We start from the raw sequence: 16887 nt of genomic DNA, 5'->3' as shown, positions 1-16887 counted from the left end.
GCAATGCAAAAAGGAGAGACGCATGTCTGGATGTGAAGCAAATTTCGACGGGCTGGTCGGGCCGACGCACCATTACGCGGGGCTGTCGTTCGGCAATGAGGCATCGACGCGCAATCAGCACGCCGTGGCCAACCCAAAACTGGCGGCCAAACAGGGTTTGCAGAAGATGAAATCTTTGGCCGATCTCGGTTTCGCACAGGGCATTTTGCCCCCGCACGAGAGGCCGCATTTAGCCACGCTGCGCCAGATGGGCTTTGGCGGCAGCGACCGCGACGTGCTGGCGCAGGCGCAGGCCTATTCGCCGCGTCTGCTGTCGTCGCTCAGTTCCGCGTCATCCATGTGGGTGGCCAATGCCGCGACGGTTTCCCCGTCGGCGGACAGCGCCGACGGACGCACGCATTTCACCGTTGCCAACCTGAACAATAAATTTCATCGCGCCATCGAAGCAGAGACTACCTCGGCCATTTTGCGTGCAACGTTTAAGCATGACGGCCATTTTGCTCACCACGGTGCCTTGCCGCAGGTGGCGGCGATGGGGGACGAGGGTGCCGCCAACCACAACCGGCTGTGCGGAGATTATGACCAACCGGGGGTCCAGGTGTTTGTCTATGGCCGTCACGGACTGGTGACCGGCGACAATGAACCGGTACGCTATCCGGCGCGTCAGACCCGTTTAGCCAGCGACGCGGTGGCGAGGCTGCATCAGCTCAGTCCTGCGCGCACGGTGTTTGTTCAGCAAAACCCTGAGGCCATTGATCGCGGCGTGTTTCATAACGACGTGATTTCCGTCAGTAACCGTAACGTGCTGTTCCACCATCAGCAGGCTTTTCTCAATTCTGACCAGGCACTGGACGAGATCCGCCGCAAAATGGCGGCGCTGGAGCTGGATTTCCAGCCTGTCGCCGTGCCGCAGTCCCGGATATCGATTGACGATGCGGTCGCCACCTACCTGTTTAACAGCCAGTTGCTGAGCAAAAACGACGGCAAGATGATGATCGTAGTGCCGGAAGAGTCCCGCCAGCATACCGGCGTGTGGGATTATCTTTGCGAGTTGCAAGAGAGCGGCGGTCCGATTGATCAAATCGAAGTATTTGATCTGCGGGAAAGTATGCGTAACGGTGGCGGGCCTGCCTGTCTGCGGCTGCGGGTGGCGCTCAACCGCGCTGAACTGGCGGCAGTTAATGACGGTTCGCTGATGAACGATGCGCTGTTTGCCCGTCTCAATCAGTGGGTGGATGCGCATTACCGCGACCGGATGCAGGCCGACGACCTGGCTGATCCGCAGTTACTGACCGACGTGCGCTACGCGCTGGATGAGCTGACGCAGATCCTCGGTCTGGGTGCCATTTACCCGTTCCAGCGCTAAATGATCACGGAGTATCTATGTTTGATTTCCTGACCCAAACCCTGAGCGGTGAACCGCCTGCGGCGACGACCGGTCAGACGGCAACGCTTGACTGGATATGGCGGGCCGAGGGGATTCTGGAGCTTTCGCCACATCAACCCTGCAACAGTGCGGTGGTGATTTCGGCTGGCATCCATGGCAATGAAACGGCGCCTATCGAGCTGCTTAATCAGCTGGTGTCTGAACTGCTGCGCGGTGAACGTGCGCTGAAGGTGCGGCTGTTGGTATTGCTGGGCAATCCGCCATCGATGCAGGCGAATAAACGCTTTGTCGATGCTGACATGAACCGCATGTTCGGCGGCCGCCATGCACGCTATGTTCCGGGCGGTGAAACCCGCCGTGCGCACCAGCTCGAACAGGCGATGGCGCTGTTTTACCGTACCTCATCTGCTGCCGGAGCCATCCGGCGTTTTCATTATGATCTGCACACCGCCATCCGTGGCTCACTGCATGTGCGTTTCGGCCTGTTACCGTTGCAGACCCGGCCCCACGGCGCAGAGATGCTCCACTGGCTGGACGCCGCCGGGCTTGACGCGTTGGTCTTTCACCGTTCGCCCGGCGGCACCTTTACTCATTTCAGCAGCGAAGTGTTCTGCGCCGACAGTTGTACGCTGGAGCTCGGTAAAGCCTTGCCGTTTGGCAGCAACGATCACCAGCAGTTCACGGGCATCCGGTTGGCGCTGGAAGCCTTAGTCAGCGAAAAGCCTCTGCCAGAACGGCAGGCCGACGCACCGCTAAAACGTTACCGCGTCACGCAGGATATCCTCCGTTCGCAGGAGGATTTTCAATTACATATTCCGGGTGATGCCCTGAATTTCTCCCCTTTCCCCAAGGGGTTTGTGATAGCGGAGGAAACCGGTAAGGTTTTTCGGGTTGAAGCGCCGGAAGAATATGTGTTGTTCCCGAATGCGTCGGTGGCGCTGGGGCTGAGGGCTGGCCTGATGTTAGAGTTGGAGCGCTTTTGATAAAGCGGGGAAAATCTTTTTAAATTCAAAACCTTGGGCCTGCTGCCCAAACCCGCCCAAAAGGAGGCGTAAACGCGCCTCCTCTTGGAACTCCTGCGTTTTTTCTCTGAGACACCGACAGCTTCGCCGCTGGCAGGGCACGTGTTTCAGCCACTTCCGTTCACGGCGCAAAATGTCACGGCTACGCCGTCCCCGTATTTCGGGATTCGAGCCTCAGGTCTCGAACCTCTCATCCGGTGCCATTTTTGACTGCGCCTTAGCGGCTATGTAGGTCAAAAGATAAAAAACAGAATAAAAGACAATAAACTTGTCTGGTTTTGAATTTAAAAAAGTATAGGCCGCATTCAAAAATGGCGCTGAACGAGAGGTGAAAAACCGCGAGTCTTTTTTCGCGGGTTGTAACCCGAAGTGAAGGTACCGCCTAAGCGGCGACATTTTGCGGCTATAACAGCGGCACCTGAAACACGGCCATTGTGACCAGCGCAGCTGCGGTTTTTAAAAAGCTCGGAGTCCAGAGGGCCGAGCGACTGCGGCCCTCTGGTCGGTGTGGGCCGACGCCCACGACCTTGACCTTGAATTTTAAAAAGCGAATTCGGATCGCAACCCGAAGCCAACACGGTGTGGGCCGACGCCCACGACTTTGAAGTTGAATTTGAATTTAAAGATTTAAAGATTTAAAGATTTAAAGATTTAAAGATTCAAAAGCAGGTTTGGGCTGCTGCCCAAGAGGTTGATAGCGGCAAAATCGCCCACCAACGACTACGCTTCTCTTTAATGATCCCTTTGTCATCATAAGGACAAATATGTTCACTCATCGGTTAGTTTTTCCCGCCAGCGTGTTGCGTGGCCGCGGGGCGGTAAAGCATCTGGGGGCCGTGTGCGGGCGTCTGGGGCAGCGGGCGTTACTGGTGGGTGGGATACGTGGGATTGAAAGCGTGGAAGCGCGGGTGGCTGACCAGATGGAACAGCAGATGGTCAGTTATCTGGGGCATGAAGTCTTCAACGGCGAGTGCTGTCAGGAGGAGATTGCCCGGCTGGCTGAGGTTTTCCGCGTTCAGGGCGTTGAGGTGATTGTCGCCACTGGCGGTGGTAAGGCGCTGGATACCGCCAAGGCGGCGGGGGTGGCCTGTAATCTGCCGGTGGTGACACTGCCGAGTATCGCCGGGACCTGTTCGGCGGTGACGTCGCTGTCGTTTCGCTATCATCAGGACGGGCAGTTCCGCGATATGTTTCCGCTCACCTATGGCCCGGCGGCAGCGGTGATCGATGCTGATATTTTGGCACAGGCGCCGCTGAACTGGCTCTCGGCAGGGATCGGCGATACGCTGGCGAAATGGTATGAGTACCGCGCCATCAGCGACATGAACGCGCTGTCAGGCTTGTCGGGCGTGGCGCGCACCAACAGCGAGCTGTGCTTTACGCTGATAGAGCACTTTGCCGCCGACGCCTGTCTGGCGGTGGAACAAGGTAAAGCCAATGCGGCGCTGGAGCAGGTGCTCGACGCCATTTTCCTTTATGCCGGGCTGACGTCGATCATGAGCAACGGCGCGCATACCGGGGCGGCGCACGCCCTGTATGAGGGGTTCACCGCGTGCAGCAAAACCCGCCACTTCCCACACGGGCTGCTGGTGGGTTATGGCAACTTATGCTTGCTGGCGCTGGAAAATCGCAGTGACGAAGAGCTGCACAGTGCGCTGGCGTTGGCGCGGGCCAGTGCGATCCCAACACAGCTGGACCATCTGGCCGAAGGCATTACCGAGCAGGATCTGGCCGATATTATTGACCGCAGCCTGAGTGCGCCGGATATGGCCAATATGCCGTTTGAAGTGGATTTCGCCGCCATGCAGGCGGCGATTGAACGAGTCAATAGTTTAAGCCAGACCCTTATCTGAGGCGTTTACTTGCGCCGTTTGGCGGCCACCACGTCATGCGTACGCTGCAAGGCTTCGCGGGCAGCGGGCAGGCGCTGGGTCACGCCAATAAACAGACAGTCGATGATCAGCAATTGGCTGGTGCGGCTGGCCATCGCGGCGGCGCGAAAACCCAGTTCCCGGCCGCTGGTCAGTAACACACAGTCGGCTTTGCGGCCAAGTGTGGAGCGGGCACCGGCGGTGATCGCCAGCGTAAAAGCCCCGGCGTTTTTGGCTTGTTGCAGGGCGTCGACCGCCTCGCTGGTCTCGCCGGAGTGCGAAATGGCCAGCGCCACGTCCATCGAGGTCAGCAGACAGGCGCTGACCAGACTTTCATCCCCGCTGCCGTAAGTCTGGCAGGCGATACCAATGCGCCTGAGCTTCTGGCAGAAATCCTGTGCTACCAGCGCAGAAGCCCCGACACCATACACATCAATGCGCCGCGCATGGCTGAGGGCATTGATCGCCTGTTCCAGCCCGTCGCTGTCAATCAACTCCGCCGTTGCCATCGCACCTTCCACTTCAAACGCCAGCAGTTTGCGCAAAATCTGCTGCGGGCTGTCCTGATCGGTAATGTCGGCCACCAGCGGCGAGGGCGGCTGCGTCTCGTCACGGGAGAGTTCGGCAGCCAGCGCCAGACGCAGCGCCGGGTAGCCCTCAAACCCCAGACGGCGGCTGGCACGTACCACCGTGGCGGTGCTGGTCGCTGCCTGTTTCGCTAGTTCAGTGACACTGATATGCGCAATGCGCTGCGGATCTTCGGCGATAAGGCTCACCACCCGCTGCTCTGCCTGTGAAAAGCTGCCTTGTAGTGCGCGCAGCCGGGCTTCCAGCCCCAGTGCGCCAGAAAAAGTATTCATATTATTTTTCCAGCTCACGCAGGTGATCATCTTTACGCAGCGTCATCAGGGCAAACAGGCTGACGATACAGGTGCCGACCACGTAATAGGCCGGGATATCCAGATTGCCGGTCTCTTTAATCAGGCCGGTGATGATAAGCCCCGCGCAGCCGGAGAAAACGGCATTCGACAGCGAGTAGGAGAGGCCAAGGCCGGTATAACGCACGCGGGTGGGGAACATCTCCGCCAGCATCGCCGGGCCGGGGCCGGCAATCATGCCGATAGCCGCACCGGCAATCAGCACCGCGATGCCTTTGGCTACCAGGCTGCTTTGGGTGTCCTGCAACAGGTGCAGCAGCGGGAAGGTGAGGAGTATCACCGCCAGTACCGCCATGATCATCACTTTCTTACGGCCAATTTTATCGCTGAGGATCCCCGCTGGCAGGATAGCCAGCGCAAAGCCGATATTCGCCAGCACGGTCGCCACCAGCGCTTGCAGGAAAGTGGCGTGCAGGGAGGTTTGCAGGTACGAAGGCATCACCACCAGGAAGGTATAGCCGCCTGCGGACCAGCCCATCATGCGGCCAATGCCCAGCGCGATGGCTTTGAGCGTGGCGACAGCAGAGGCTTTCTCGGCGGCGGTTTTCTTGCTTTTGGCCGGTACTCGCTGGTTAGCCTGGAAGCTTGGGGTTTCATCGAGTTTCAGCCGCAGCCAGAGAGCAACAAAGCCCATCGGCAGCGCCAGCAGGAAGGGAATACGCCAGCCCCACTCTTTCATCTGCGCATCGGGCAGGGTTTGAACCAGCAGCGCCACCAGACCGACGCCGGTCAGCAGGCCAAGGGCGACGGTGAAGGACTGCCATGCGCCGTACAGGCCGCGTTTACCCTTCGGGGCAAATTCGGTCATCAGCGAGACTGCACCACCAAATTCCCCACCTGCGAACAGCCCCTGGAACATGCGCAATAGCGTCAATAACAGCGGAGCCGCCACGCCAATTTGTGCGTAGGTCGGTAACAGACCGATCAGCGCGGTGGCGAGGGTCATCAGCAGCACTACGGCAATCAGCGTCGGTTTACGGCCAATGCGGTCGCCAATGCGGCCAAAGATAATGGCGCCAATCGGGCGGCAGAAGAAGGCCAGTGCGAAAGAGGCGTAAGTGAGGATAAGCCCTGTCATGCCGCTCTGGCCTTCGAGGGTAAAGAAGTTACCGGCGATAAGCGTGGCCAGATAGCCGTAAACGCCGAATTCATACCATTCGATAAAGTTACCGACCGAACCGGCCACCAGTGCGCGGCGTGACTGCCCGGCGCTGATAATTGGCGGTAAGGTGTTTTGGTTGAGTGTTGCTGTATTCCCTGAGCTGGTCATTCGTTACCTCAAATAGAAGTGAAGATCGTTTTTTTTATAGTGTGAAAGGCGCGATGAAAAAAAGTTGTAAACAATTTTCTAAATTTATGCTGATTTAATGTCAATGATTTTCATGTTTTGAACAAAATAAAAGCGAAAGATGTGGAGCAGGCAACGTTTTGCGGGGGAAAGGGGCAGGGACAGGCAAAAAAACAGGCTGCTCCTTTTCGGGGGCAGCCTGTTTTTCAAGGAAGTGGGGAAGGCGCTAATTCAGAGGGTATGAATATCGATACCATCGCCGATTTGACTGCTCTGATAATAGTTACGCGGGACTTCCACCTGATACTGTTGGTTGTCGCAGGCAACTTCCAGGATGTAGCGCTCATTTTCGAAGGAGTCGATTGGGATGAAGCCGAAAAAGCCTTCTGCCACGCTGAAAGTGCGTGAAGAGGGAATGGCGTAACGGTGAACAATCCTTGCTCTAAGCGGCTGCTGCTGGCCGGTTAACGTGTTCCATACGCGGTTAACAGGTTGCGACAGTGTGGCGAGCACATCTGAGGCCAGCGATTTGATAGTCATAGGGTGAATACCTCGTTGGTCTATCCCCGTCATCCTTCAAGCTGCCTCTGCGTTGGCTGCCTTCATTCACCCCGGTTACTTACTTATGTAAGCTCCAGGGGATTCATGGCGTTGCCGCCTTGATGCAGCTCGAATGTTTTAGGGGCTTATAACCTAATTCTTATAATTTCCTTTGGCTAAGATCCAATCTTTTTTTCACCTAAGCTTAGTGCTTTCTTCATTTTTTTTGGTTAAGTGTCGGAGATTTCAGCGCTTATTTCAGGCCGGGCTTTTTCTTTTTTTGCCCGATTTGCGTTCTGCTAGCAATAACGGGCAGGAAGGGCACATCACATGGTCGGCCAGATCATAGCGCAGGCAGCACTGACGGCGGAATTGCGGGCTGTTTTCATCCTGCGGATCTTCCGGGCGCAGGGGTTGATGCAGCGGGTTTTTGCCGCCGTAATGCAGTTCGCGGGCGTCGAGCAGTGCCATACCGTCGGAGATATTGGCATTGACCCGTTCTGCCTGCTTAATTCCCCAGGCGACGCGCACGCCTGCGTTACTCCAGTAAATCCCCGGTTTCAGCCCGGAGAGATCCGCCAGAGCCTGACATACCGGGCGAAGATGCTGTTCGATCATCGAATCAAAACGCGCCATCGGCTGCGTTGAGTGCAGCGCTTCGCCGGGGCCGCTGAGGTAAATCTGGTTCGGTAGCCCCTCTTCTTGCAACGAGAGATAGACGTCCTGTGCGGCGATGGGCAGCTGCCAGCCCTGACTGAGGGAGACGATCACCCAGCCCGGCAGCAGGTTGGCGAAGTACCACTGTGACCACATCGAAATACGCGCACGGCGTTTTTCCGTATGACATGCATCTTCCGCATACATCGACAGATAGCGTTCAAGCACGCTGTTGCAGCCCTCGGCGGTGGTCAGCAGGGACATTGGCAGCGCGTGAGTCACCAAGGGTGTCAGCGGTTTAAAACTGTCAGCGACCCAGCTTATCGGGGTATCGCGGAAACGGTTGAGGATCGTCTGCATCATCGTTTTATGAAAAGATTCTATAAATCACGCTAATGAAAACAGGGTAACCAAAAATAAAATGAAATAGAAATGATTTCTATTTGTATTGGCATTAAGGCGCTTTTCCCGCCTGCATTTGCGACAGAGCGCAGCATGCCACGCCCTGCGTAACCCAATGAAAAGTTAATAAGCCGAAAAGCGGGGTGAATCAAGCGTTTATCACCCCATTAAACCGACCTTTTTCGTGGTCTACTGTGCACACTGAAGTGATAAGTCTACGGGTGCAAACCCCGTCAACCGTGATTCAGACGGTTGCGGGCGACCAAAATAATAGCCCTGGAACAATGTACAGCCTTCTTCTTTCAGACGACGGAACTGCTCATCCGTCTCTACACCTTCGGCAGTGGTCTGAATATCGAGGCTGCGGCTCATGCCGGTGATCGCCCGGATAATCGCCAGTGCTTCGCGGCTGTCGTGCATGTCGCTGATAAAGGATTTGTCGATTTTGATTTTGTCGAACGGAAAAGATCGCAGGTAACTCAGCGACGAGTAACCGGTGCCAAAATCATCCAAAGCGATGCGCACGCCCAGTGCTTTGAGTTTTTCCAGCGTCGTCACGTTGCTGTGGTTGTTGTCGAGCAACACCGATTCCGTGATCTCGACCTCCAGCCGGTGCGGTGCCAGCCCAGATTCCGTCAGGGCGGATTCAATAACGGAAAGCAGTGCGCTGTTTTTGAACTGTACCGGGGAGAGATTAACCGCAATGGTCTGTTCTCCAACCCAACTGGCCGCTTCATGGCAGGCTTCGTGCAGCGCAAACGCGCCGATGCTGTGAATCAGCCCGGTTTCTTCTGCAATGTGAATGAAGTCCAGCGGCATGATCAGCCCATTAACCGGGTGATTCCAACGCATAAGTGCTTCATAACCAATGATTTCATTATGAGCACTGTCGGTGATCGGCTGATAATAGAGACGCAGTTGTTTGCCCGTGATGGCGTCGCGTAAATCCAGTTCGATATCGCGGCGTTTGCGGGCTGCCTCGTCCATTTCCACCCGGAACACTTCATAGCGGTTGCGGCCATTACGTTTGGCTTCATACAGTGCCATATCCGCGCAGCGCATAAGATGCTCCGGCGTATCTTCACTGCCTGTGGCCATCGAAATACCCACGCTCAGCCCGACGGTCAGCGAATGACCTTCAATGTTAATCGGCGGTTTGACGGCTTCAATTAATCGCTGGGCAATCTGGTGCGCCTTTTCAAGATACGGCAGATTTGGCAGAACAATGGCAAATTCATCGCCACCGACGCGCGCCAGCGTATCTTCCTCACGCAATACAAAACGCAAACGTTTGGCAATGCCGCGTAGCAGTTCGTCACCAATTTGATGACCGAGGGCATCATTCACACTCTTGAAGTTATCCAGATCCAGGCATAGCGTGGCCGTCAACCGGTTGGAGAGTTTCGACAGCTTTAACGCTTCATGCAGACGCTGGCTGAACAGCACGCGGTTTGGCAGGCTGGTCAGGTTGTCATGATGCGCCATGTGATGGATGCGGGCATGAGCGGCATGCTGGTCGGTCACGTCATCAGCAATCATCAACACGTAACTGGTTTGTGAGTCGCTGCCGCTGATCATCGACGCCGTCGTTTGCAAAATACGTTCGCCAATCGGCGTAATCAGCTGCTGCTCACTTTTATGCAGGCCCTCAGCGCGCAGACATTCGTCGGACTGCTTGTTCAGATAATCACTGATCCCCTGATTCAGACAGTCCTGCGGGCGTTTACCGAGCATCCGCTCGCGAGGCATTCCCAGCAATAACTCTGCCTGCCGGTTAACCAGCAGAATCTCACGCGAGACGGCATTTTCGACAATCACCGAGGAAGGAATATTGGCGATCACGGTGTCGAGAAATTGCGACAGGGCGGTCATGCGCTCATTGTTCGCTTCTGCCAGATCTTTGGCTGCCAACAGTTGCTGCTCGTATTGGCGGCGTTCGGTGACATCGCGGGTCACTTTGGCAAAACCTATCAACACGCCCGCTTCGCGTATCGCTTCGATGATCACGTGCGCCCAGAACTGTGTGCCGTCCTTACGCTGGCGCCAACCCTCGGATTCGTAACGCCCGACGTTGCGGGCGGTTTCCAAACCATGCGCAGGCCACCCCTTTTTTTGATCGTCTGGTGTATAGAAACAAGAAAAATGTTTGCCCACGATTTCGTCACTCAGGTAGCCTTTCGCGCGTTGCGCTCCGGCATTCCAATTGGCGATTATCCCTTCTGGTGTGAGCATATAAATGGCGTAATCTTCCACGCTTTGAACCAGCAGCCGATACATTAGATCAGAATCTTCGTTCATTTTATTTGCCTGATAGCGGACCGCCACTGTTCAGGATCCTCCCAAACAAGAGTCCGACTGTGATTTACGTCTGTCCCGACGTATTTTTGCTGTGTTGTGTGACCTGACGTTAGCATAAGAAAATTCTTAGCACGTCTGGTATTGGCAGTAATGTGTTCATATTTAGGCTGTTACAGAAAAAAAATCGAACTTAAGCAAAATTTCCTTTGCATTGTCGGTGTGTCAGAAAGTGGGTATCGGCAAAATTTCCTAAAACTTTAGCGAGCGGGTAAAAATTTTTTCATGGTGCTTGCGGCACGAATAGGGGGCAGTGATATATTCGGGATGCACAACATCCTCTCCTCGCTGTTTGATCAATAAAGTGCATATCAAATGCATAGAAAAGTGGGGAAGATTTACTTAATAAAAGGAATTAATCATGAAGAGTTCTACCTCTCTGGCGTCATTTTTAGAATCGTTACACCAACGTGATGCCCACCAGCCAGAATATCTACAGGCAGTGCGCGAAGTCTTTACCTCGCTCTGGCCCTTTCTGGAACAACACCCTCAATACCGTGAACAAAGTCTGCTGGAGCGTTTCGTCGAGCCGGAGCGGGTGATTCAGTTCCGCGTCGCCTGGACTGACGATCGCAATCAGGTGCAGGTTAACCGTGCGTGGCGCGTCCAGTTTAACTCCGCCATTGGTCCTTATAAGGGAGGGATGCGTTTCCACCCGTCGGTTAATTTGTCGATCCTGAAATTCCTCGGTTTTGAACAAACCTTAAAAAATGCCCTGACCACATTGCCCATGGGGGGCGGGAAAGGCGGGTCTGATTTCAATCCGAAAGGCAAAAGCCAGTATGAAGTGATGCGTTTCTGTCAGGCATTGATGACCGAGCTGTATCGTCATCTTGGCCCGGATACGGACGTACCTGCGGGGGATATCGGCGTCGGGGGGCGCGAAGTGGCCTTTATGTCCGGCATGATGAAAAAACTGTCGAACAACACCGCCTGTGTGTTTACCGGCAAAGGGCTGTCGTTTGGCGGCAGCCTGATCCGTCCGGAAGCAACCGGTTATGGCCTGGTCTATTTCACCGACGCTATGTTGCAACGCCATGGTCTGGGTTTTGAAGGCCGCCGGGTGTCTGTTTCTGGTGCGGGCAACGTCGCGCAATACACCATCGAGAAAGCCATGGAACTTGGCGCCCGGGTGGTAACTGCGTCAGATTCTGGCGGTACGGTGGTGGACGAAGCCGGTTTCACGCCTGAAAAACTGGCGCATCTGGCGGAGATCAAAAACCAGCGTTACGGCAGCATTGCCGACTATGCCAGCGAACGCGGCCTGATTTATCTGGCAGGCGAGCAGCCGTGGGGCGTGCCGGTGGATATCGCGCTGCCGTGCGCGACGCAAAATGAGCTGGATATCAATGCAGCCCGTGTGCTTATCGGCAATGGCGTGAAAGCGGTTGCCGAAGGTGCCAACATGCCGACGACCATTCAGGCTACCGATGCCTTCCTTGATGCCGGTGTGCTGTTCGCACCGGGTAAAGCGGCCAACGCCGGTGGCGTGGCTACGTCAGGGCTTGAGATGGCGCAGAATGCCGCACGTCTTAGCTGGAAGGCAGAAAAAGTCGACGTTCGCCTGCACCACATTATGCTGGATATTCATGAGTCCTGCGTGCAGCACGGTGGCGAAGGCAAGCAGACTCATTATGTTCACGGTGCGAACATCGCCGGGTTTGTTAAAGTGGCTGATGCCATGCTGGCGCAAGGTATTTTATAGAACCCCCGAGTCGGCGCCTCTGGGCGACGCGAATGATGTAGGGGATTGGGTTTGCAAAAATCCGCGTTAATTCGCGGATTTTTATTGAACACTATTCTGTCGGTTTAAAATAAGGTCCGGGGCTTACCGAATCTCTGATAATAAGTTCTGATAAGAACAGATTCTCATGGGATAAATATCCACCATCCAGCATGGAGATTAAGCGGTTAATCACCTCGTTGATCATATCGCTGACGGGATCTTTCACACTGGATAAGCCCGGTTTAAGAAAGGGGGCAGTAGGAATATTATCAAAGCCAATAACGGAAACCGCTTCGGGCACAGAGATCCCTGCCTCGCTTAACGATTTCATGGCGCCGATCGCCATCTCGTCATTGCTTGCCAGCACGGCGCTAAACGGCGTTTTCGCGGCACACAAGGCTGTGATAGCGGCAGCCCCACTGGTTGGTGTCCATTTACCCTGTGCAATCAGTGCTTCGCGCACCGGGATGTTAAATCGCGTTAACGCCTCTTTATACCCTGAAAGACGTTCAATGGCGGTCGGTGAGTCCATTGACCCGGTAATAAACGCAATATCCCGATGGCCCTGTTCAAGCAGATATTTCGTTGCGTTAAAACTCGACCCTTTGTGGTCGCAGCAAATACAGTGGCTTTGATGTTTCCGCAGCTTTCTGTTCACCACCATAATAGGTTGCTTATACTGGTCGATAATAAGGTCCATGGCATCCACCGTTAAAAAACGGGGATAAATAATAATGGCATCGCACCGCAAATCGAGCAGGAACTGGATGGCTGCCTGTTCTTCGGCGGCGCTGTGTTTACCATCAACCAGAATAAGCTGACGGCCTTTGGCTTCCAGTTTTTTTGCCGCCTGAGACAGCAATTCATTAAAATAATTACCGTTGTACAACGTATTCGTTACCACCAGACCAATGCATTCTGATTTGCTGGTGGCGAGATTACGCGCCAGAAGATTGGGCCGGTAGCCGGACTCTTCGATGGCTTTATAAACCCCGGCTTTGGTCGCTTCGCTCACGTACCCTTTACCTGACAACACGCGTGAAACAGTGGCTTTAGAGACGCCTGCTTTGGTCGCCACTTCTTTCATTGTAGACATCGGGTCTTCCTGCATCCTTGAACATAGTGGCCATTCTACACACTGCGCATCGGGTTCGGCATTCAGGCCGCCAATAATTTGACCCAGGGTTGGCGGTGATGGCGATCGTGATCACATAACAAAAATTCTACAGCATCATCTCTTGAAGTCTTCCTCTCATCTGAACATTCTTATGTGGAACCGGTTACCTATTGATTCGAATGTCAGGAAAATCGGGGACCTGCATCTTACCTGTTATTCATAAGTTTATGAATTTAATAAAATAAACGCGTTTCATCACCAGAGAGTCGTCACTTATGTCTAAGAATTTTGCGGAAGTATCACGGTTGATTGTTGACGCCATTGGCGGCGTCAGTAACGTCGCGTCAGTGACGCACTGCATGACGCGTTTACGCTTTGTTCTCAACGACGAATCCCTCGTTGATGCCGCACGGCTGAAAGCCATCACCGGCGTGATGGGCGTGGTGCGCAATGAACAACAGTGTCAGGTGATCATCGGCAATAACGTCTCTCATGCGTATGCCGAGGTGCTGAAACTGCTGCCGGAAGGGGCGGCTGGCGCAAGCGCAGGCCCAGCCAAACAGAAAATCACCTTAAAACGCATCGGTGCCGGCATTCTCGACGCGCTGATTGGTACCATGTCGCCGTTGATCCCGGCGATCATTGGTGGCTCGATGGTCAAACTGCTGGCGATGATCCTCGACATGACGGGCGTGTTCGGCAAGGGGGCATCGACACTGGTGATTCTTAACACCATCGGCGACGGCGCGTTCTTCTTCCTGCCGGTGATGGTTGCGGCATCGGCGGCGGTGAAGTTTAAAACCAACATGTCGCTGGCGATTGCGATTGCCGGGATCCTTGTCCATCCGGCGTTTATCGACCTGATGGCAAAAGCCGCACAGGGGCAGAAAGTTGAATTCATCGGCATTTCGGTGACGGCGGTGAAATATACCTACACCGTGATCCCGGCGCTGTGCATGACCTGGTTGCTGTCGTACATCGAAAAATGGGTTGACCGTATTACACCCGTGGTCACCAAAAACTTCCTCAAACCCATGCTGATCATGCTGATCGCCGCTCCCATCGCCATCATGTTGATTGGTCCGCTGGGGATCTGGATCGGCACCGGGATTTCTGCCGTGGTTTATACCGTTCACCGCTATCTCGGATGGCTGTCCGTGGCCATCATGGGGGCGGCGTGGCCGCTGCTGGTGATGACCGGTATGCACCGCGTGTTTACGCCGACCATCATTCAGACCATCGCCGAAACCGGCAAAGAGGGCATGGTGATGCCGTCTGAGATTGGTGCGAATCTGTCGCTCGGCGGTTCCTCGCTGGCCGTTGCGTGGCGCACCAAAAACCCTGAACTGCGCCAGACTGCGTTGGCGGCCGCCGCTTCGGCCATTATCGCCGGGATTTCAGAACCGGCTTTATACGGCGTCGCGCTGCGGCTCAAACGCCCGCTGATTGCCTGCTTAATCAGCGGATTTATCTGCGGTGGGGTGGCCGGTTTAGGCGGCCTTGCCAGCCACTCGATGGCCTCTCCGGGGCTGTTCACCAGCGTCCAATTCTTTGACCCGTCTAATCCGATGAGCATCGTCTGGGTGTTCGGCGTGATGATCCTGGCGATTGTGATTTCCTTTTTCACGACGCTGCTGCTTGGTTTCGAAGACATTCCGGTCGAGACACCGCAGGCCAAAGAGCACAAGGCGACTGACGCCACGGCTTCCACACCCTTTGCTGTTTCGCAAAGCGCTGTAAAAACACAGTAAAGAACATATTGAAGAGGATTTTCTTATGGCAGCATCATCATTTCCTGACGGTTTCTTATGGGGCGGGGCGATTGCCGCCAACCAGGCCGAAGGTGCCAGTTTTACAGGCGGAAAAGGCCTGACCACGGTCGATATGATCCCGCGCGGTGCGCACCGTCTGGCGGTAAAAACCGGTCAGGAGAAGCGTTTCACGCTGAAAGACGATGAGTTCTACCCAAGCCATCAGGCGATTGATTTTTACCATCGCTATAAAGAGGACATTGCTCTGATGGCGGAAATGGGTTTTACCGTGTTCAGAACGTCGATTGCCTGGAGCCGTCTCTACCCGAACGGCGATGAGCTGACACCCAATGCAGAAGGCATTGCGTTTTACCGCGACGTGTTTGCCGAATGCAAAAAGTACGGCATTGAACCCCTGGTGACACTGTGCCACTTCGACGTGCCAATGCACCTGGTGGTTGAATACGGTTCATGGCGCAACCGCAAAATGGTCGAGTTTTTCGCCCGCTATGCCCGAACCTGTTTCGACGCTTTTGATGGTCTGGTGAAGTACTGGCTGACCTTTAATGAGATCAACATCCTGCTGCACAGCCCGTTTTCCGGTGCCGGTTTAGTGTTTGAGGACGGGGAGGATCAGGAACAGGTCAAATACCAGGCGGCGCATCACGAACTGGTGGCCAGCGCGTTGGCCACCAAAATTGCCCACGACGTGAACCCGGAAAATCAGGTCGGCTGTATGTTAGCGGGCGGCAATTTCTATCCGCGAACCTGTAAACCGGAAGATGTCTGGGCCGCCCTGCAAAAAGACCGTGAGAACCTGTTCTTTATTGATGTGCAGGCCCGCGGTGCCTATCCGTCTTACACCCGACGGGTGTTTGCCGAGAAGGGGATCACCATCGAAAAAGCCTCTGGCGACGATGAGATCCTCAAAAACACCGTCGATTTTGTCTCATTCAGTTACTACGCTTCCCGTTGCGCTTCGGCGGACATGAACGACAACAACAGCAGCGCTGCCAACATTGTCAAATCGCTGAAAAACCCGCATATCGAGGCCAGCGAATGGGGCTGGGGTATCGACCCGCTGGGCCTGCGCATCACCATGAATATGATGTATGACCGTTACCAGAAACCGTTATTCCTGGTGGAAAATGGCCTCGGCGCGAAAGATGAGATCAACGCGCAGGGCGACATCGTTGATGATTACCGCATCAGCTATTTGCGCGAACATATTTTAGCGATGGGCGAAGCCATTACCGACGGCATTCCGGTGATCGGTTACACCTCATGGGGCTGCATCGATCTGGTCTCCGCCTCGACTGGCGAGATGAGCAAACGCTACGGTTTTATCTACGTTGACCGCGACGACAGCGGCAATGGCACGCTGGAAAGAAAGAGAAAGAAATCCTTTTACTGGTACCAGAAAGTGATTGCCAGTAACGGAGCCGATTTGGAATAAAAAAACCATCCCGGCATTGAGCCGGGATGTTTACCTCTTCGCTGCGCCTGCATAACCTCCCTCACGTTCCCCCCCAATAATGAGGGATCCCCACAAATTACTCTTCTCACCAATGAGACACTGAGTCGTAGTTTTTTTGCCAGATATTGAAGGCGTTCAATATGTTGGCTGCTGTGATTAAATCGGATTCATGGCGCAGCACGTTTCTTGCTAATGTCTGGAATGAAAGGACCCTGCGAGTCTTTATTGTATTTGCCTGGTATGAATGATGTTTCCCTGTCAGTTCAATAAGATATCCAATGAACCATGTCATGACTGACGCTATCATTGACAGGAGGCACAGGACATTCAGCCGGGCTATTCCTGTACTCCCGCTG

Annotated in this window: 12 protein-coding genes and 1 pseudogene; 6 read left to right on the top strand and 7 right to left on the bottom strand. The window is 54.7% G+C overall.

Annotated features, from left to right (window positions below):
• Positions 1-22: 22 nt before the first annotated feature.
• From astB to EAH77_RS08055, 3 genes are all read left to right on the top strand, one after another.
• Entirely contained in the window at positions 23-1366 is a 1344-nt protein-coding gene (gene astB, locus EAH77_RS08065) for an N-succinylarginine dihydrolase (RefSeq protein ID WP_140471516.1), read from the top strand.
• A 17-nt stretch (positions 1367-1383) separates the two neighbouring features.
• On the top strand, positions 1384-2370 hold the full coding sequence (gene astE / locus EAH77_RS08060; RefSeq protein WP_140471514.1) for a succinylglutamate desuccinylase: 987 nt from the start codon (positions 1384-1386) through the stop codon (positions 2368-2370).
• Positions 2371-3173: 803 nt separating this feature from the next.
• Positions 3174-4262, top strand: a complete 1089-nt coding sequence (locus tag EAH77_RS08055; protein WP_140471512.1) for an iron-containing alcohol dehydrogenase family protein — start codon at positions 3174-3176, stop codon at positions 4260-4262.
• Between the two features lie 5 nt (positions 4263-4267).
• Here EAH77_RS08055 and EAH77_RS08050 read toward each other — a convergent pair whose 3' ends face one another.
• The 5 genes from EAH77_RS08050 to EAH77_RS08030 form a co-directional block, all read right to left on the bottom strand.
• Positions 4268-5140, bottom strand: coding sequence for a MurR/RpiR family transcriptional regulator (locus tag EAH77_RS08050; protein ID WP_140471510.1), 873 nt, complete (start codon positions 5138-5140; stop codon positions 4268-4270).
• Between the two features lies 1 nt (position 5141).
• Entirely contained in the window at positions 5142-6488 is a 1347-nt protein-coding gene (locus EAH77_RS08045; protein WP_140471508.1) for an MFS transporter, read from the bottom strand.
• Between the two features lie 249 nt (positions 6489-6737).
• Entirely contained in the window at positions 6738-7046 is a 309-nt protein-coding gene (locus EAH77_RS08040) for a hypothetical protein (protein ID WP_140471506.1), read from the bottom strand.
• A gap of 258 nt (positions 7047-7304) precedes the next feature.
• Entirely contained in the window at positions 7305-8066 is a 762-nt protein-coding gene (fhuF, locus tag EAH77_RS08035) for a siderophore-iron reductase FhuF (RefSeq protein ID WP_140471504.1), read from the bottom strand.
• A 228-nt stretch (positions 8067-8294) separates the two neighbouring features.
• Positions 8295-10403, bottom strand: coding sequence for a sensor domain-containing protein (locus EAH77_RS08030; protein WP_140471502.1), 2109 nt, complete (start codon positions 10401-10403; stop codon positions 8295-8297).
• A gap of 418 nt (positions 10404-10821) precedes the next feature.
• Between EAH77_RS08030 and gdhA the strand changes: the two genes are divergently transcribed.
• The gene (gene gdhA / locus EAH77_RS08025) at positions 10822-12165 is read left to right on the top strand and encodes an NADP-specific glutamate dehydrogenase (protein ID WP_140471500.1); all 1344 of its coding nucleotides are present in this window, start codon (positions 10822-10824) and stop codon (positions 12163-12165) included.
• 91 nt (positions 12166-12256) lie between these two features.
• Here gdhA and EAH77_RS08020 read toward each other — a convergent pair whose 3' ends face one another.
• The gene (locus EAH77_RS08020) at positions 12257-13282 is read right to left on the bottom strand and encodes a LacI family DNA-binding transcriptional regulator (protein ID WP_140471498.1); all 1026 of its coding nucleotides are present in this window, start codon (positions 13280-13282) and stop codon (positions 12257-12259) included.
• A 296-nt stretch (positions 13283-13578) separates the two neighbouring features.
• Between EAH77_RS08020 and ascF the strand changes: the two genes are divergently transcribed.
• Positions 13579-15054, top strand: a complete 1476-nt coding sequence (gene ascF / locus EAH77_RS08015) for a PTS cellobiose/arbutin/salicin transporter subunit IIBC (protein WP_140471496.1) — start codon at positions 13579-13581, stop codon at positions 15052-15054.
• Positions 15055-15079: 25 nt separating this feature from the next.
• Positions 15080-16510, top strand: a complete 1431-nt coding sequence (locus tag EAH77_RS08010; RefSeq protein ID WP_140471494.1) for a 6-phospho-beta-glucosidase — start codon at positions 15080-15082, stop codon at positions 16508-16510.
• 106 nt (positions 16511-16616) lie between these two features.
• On the opposite strand, the pseudogene EAH77_RS25370 reads toward EAH77_RS08010, so the two are convergent.
• A pseudogene (locus EAH77_RS25370) lies at positions 16617-16887 on the bottom strand (IS4 family transposase); the annotation flags it as partial.

The organism is Ewingella americana (assembly GCF_006438725.1).
In the GTDB taxonomy this organism is placed as follows: domain Bacteria; phylum Pseudomonadota; class Gammaproteobacteria; order Enterobacterales; family Enterobacteriaceae; genus Ewingella; species Ewingella americana_A.
Note: the sequence above shows the minus strand (reverse complement) of the source record. Positions and strands in the feature narration are given on the sequence as shown.

Coding starts and splice junctions, on each gene's coding strand:
- EAH77_RS08050 (WP_140471510.1), bottom strand. CDS start 5,140: ATGAATACTTTTTCTGGCGCACTGGGGCTGGAAGCCCGGCTGCGCGCA.
- astE (WP_140471514.1), top strand. CDS start 1,384: ATGTTTGATTTCCTGACCCAAACCCTGAGCGGTGAACCGCCTGCGGCG.
- EAH77_RS08020 (WP_140471498.1), bottom strand. CDS start 13,282: ATGTCTACAATGAAAGAAGTGGCGACCAAAGCAGGCGTCTCTAAAGCC.
- gdhA (WP_140471500.1), top strand. CDS start 10,822: ATGAAGAGTTCTACCTCTCTGGCGTCATTTTTAGAATCGTTACACCAA.
- EAH77_RS08010 (WP_140471494.1), top strand. CDS start 15,080: ATGGCAGCATCATCATTTCCTGACGGTTTCTTATGGGGCGGGGCGATT.
- fhuF (WP_140471504.1), bottom strand. CDS start 8,066: ATGATGCAGACGATCCTCAACCGTTTCCGCGATACCCCGATAAGCTGG.
- EAH77_RS08040 (WP_140471506.1), bottom strand. CDS start 7,046: ATGACTATCAAATCGCTGGCCTCAGATGTGCTCGCCACACTGTCGCAA.
- astB (WP_140471516.1), top strand. CDS start 23: ATGTCTGGATGTGAAGCAAATTTCGACGGGCTGGTCGGGCCGACGCAC.
- EAH77_RS08030 (WP_140471502.1), bottom strand. CDS start 10,403: ATGAACGAAGATTCTGATCTAATGTATCGGCTGCTGGTTCAAAGCGTG.
- EAH77_RS08055 (WP_140471512.1), top strand. CDS start 3,174: ATGTTCACTCATCGGTTAGTTTTTCCCGCCAGCGTGTTGCGTGGCCGC.
- ascF (WP_140471496.1), top strand. CDS start 13,579: ATGTCTAAGAATTTTGCGGAAGTATCACGGTTGATTGTTGACGCCATT.
- EAH77_RS08045 (WP_140471508.1), bottom strand. CDS start 6,488: ATGACCAGCTCAGGGAATACAGCAACACTCAACCAAAACACCTTACCG.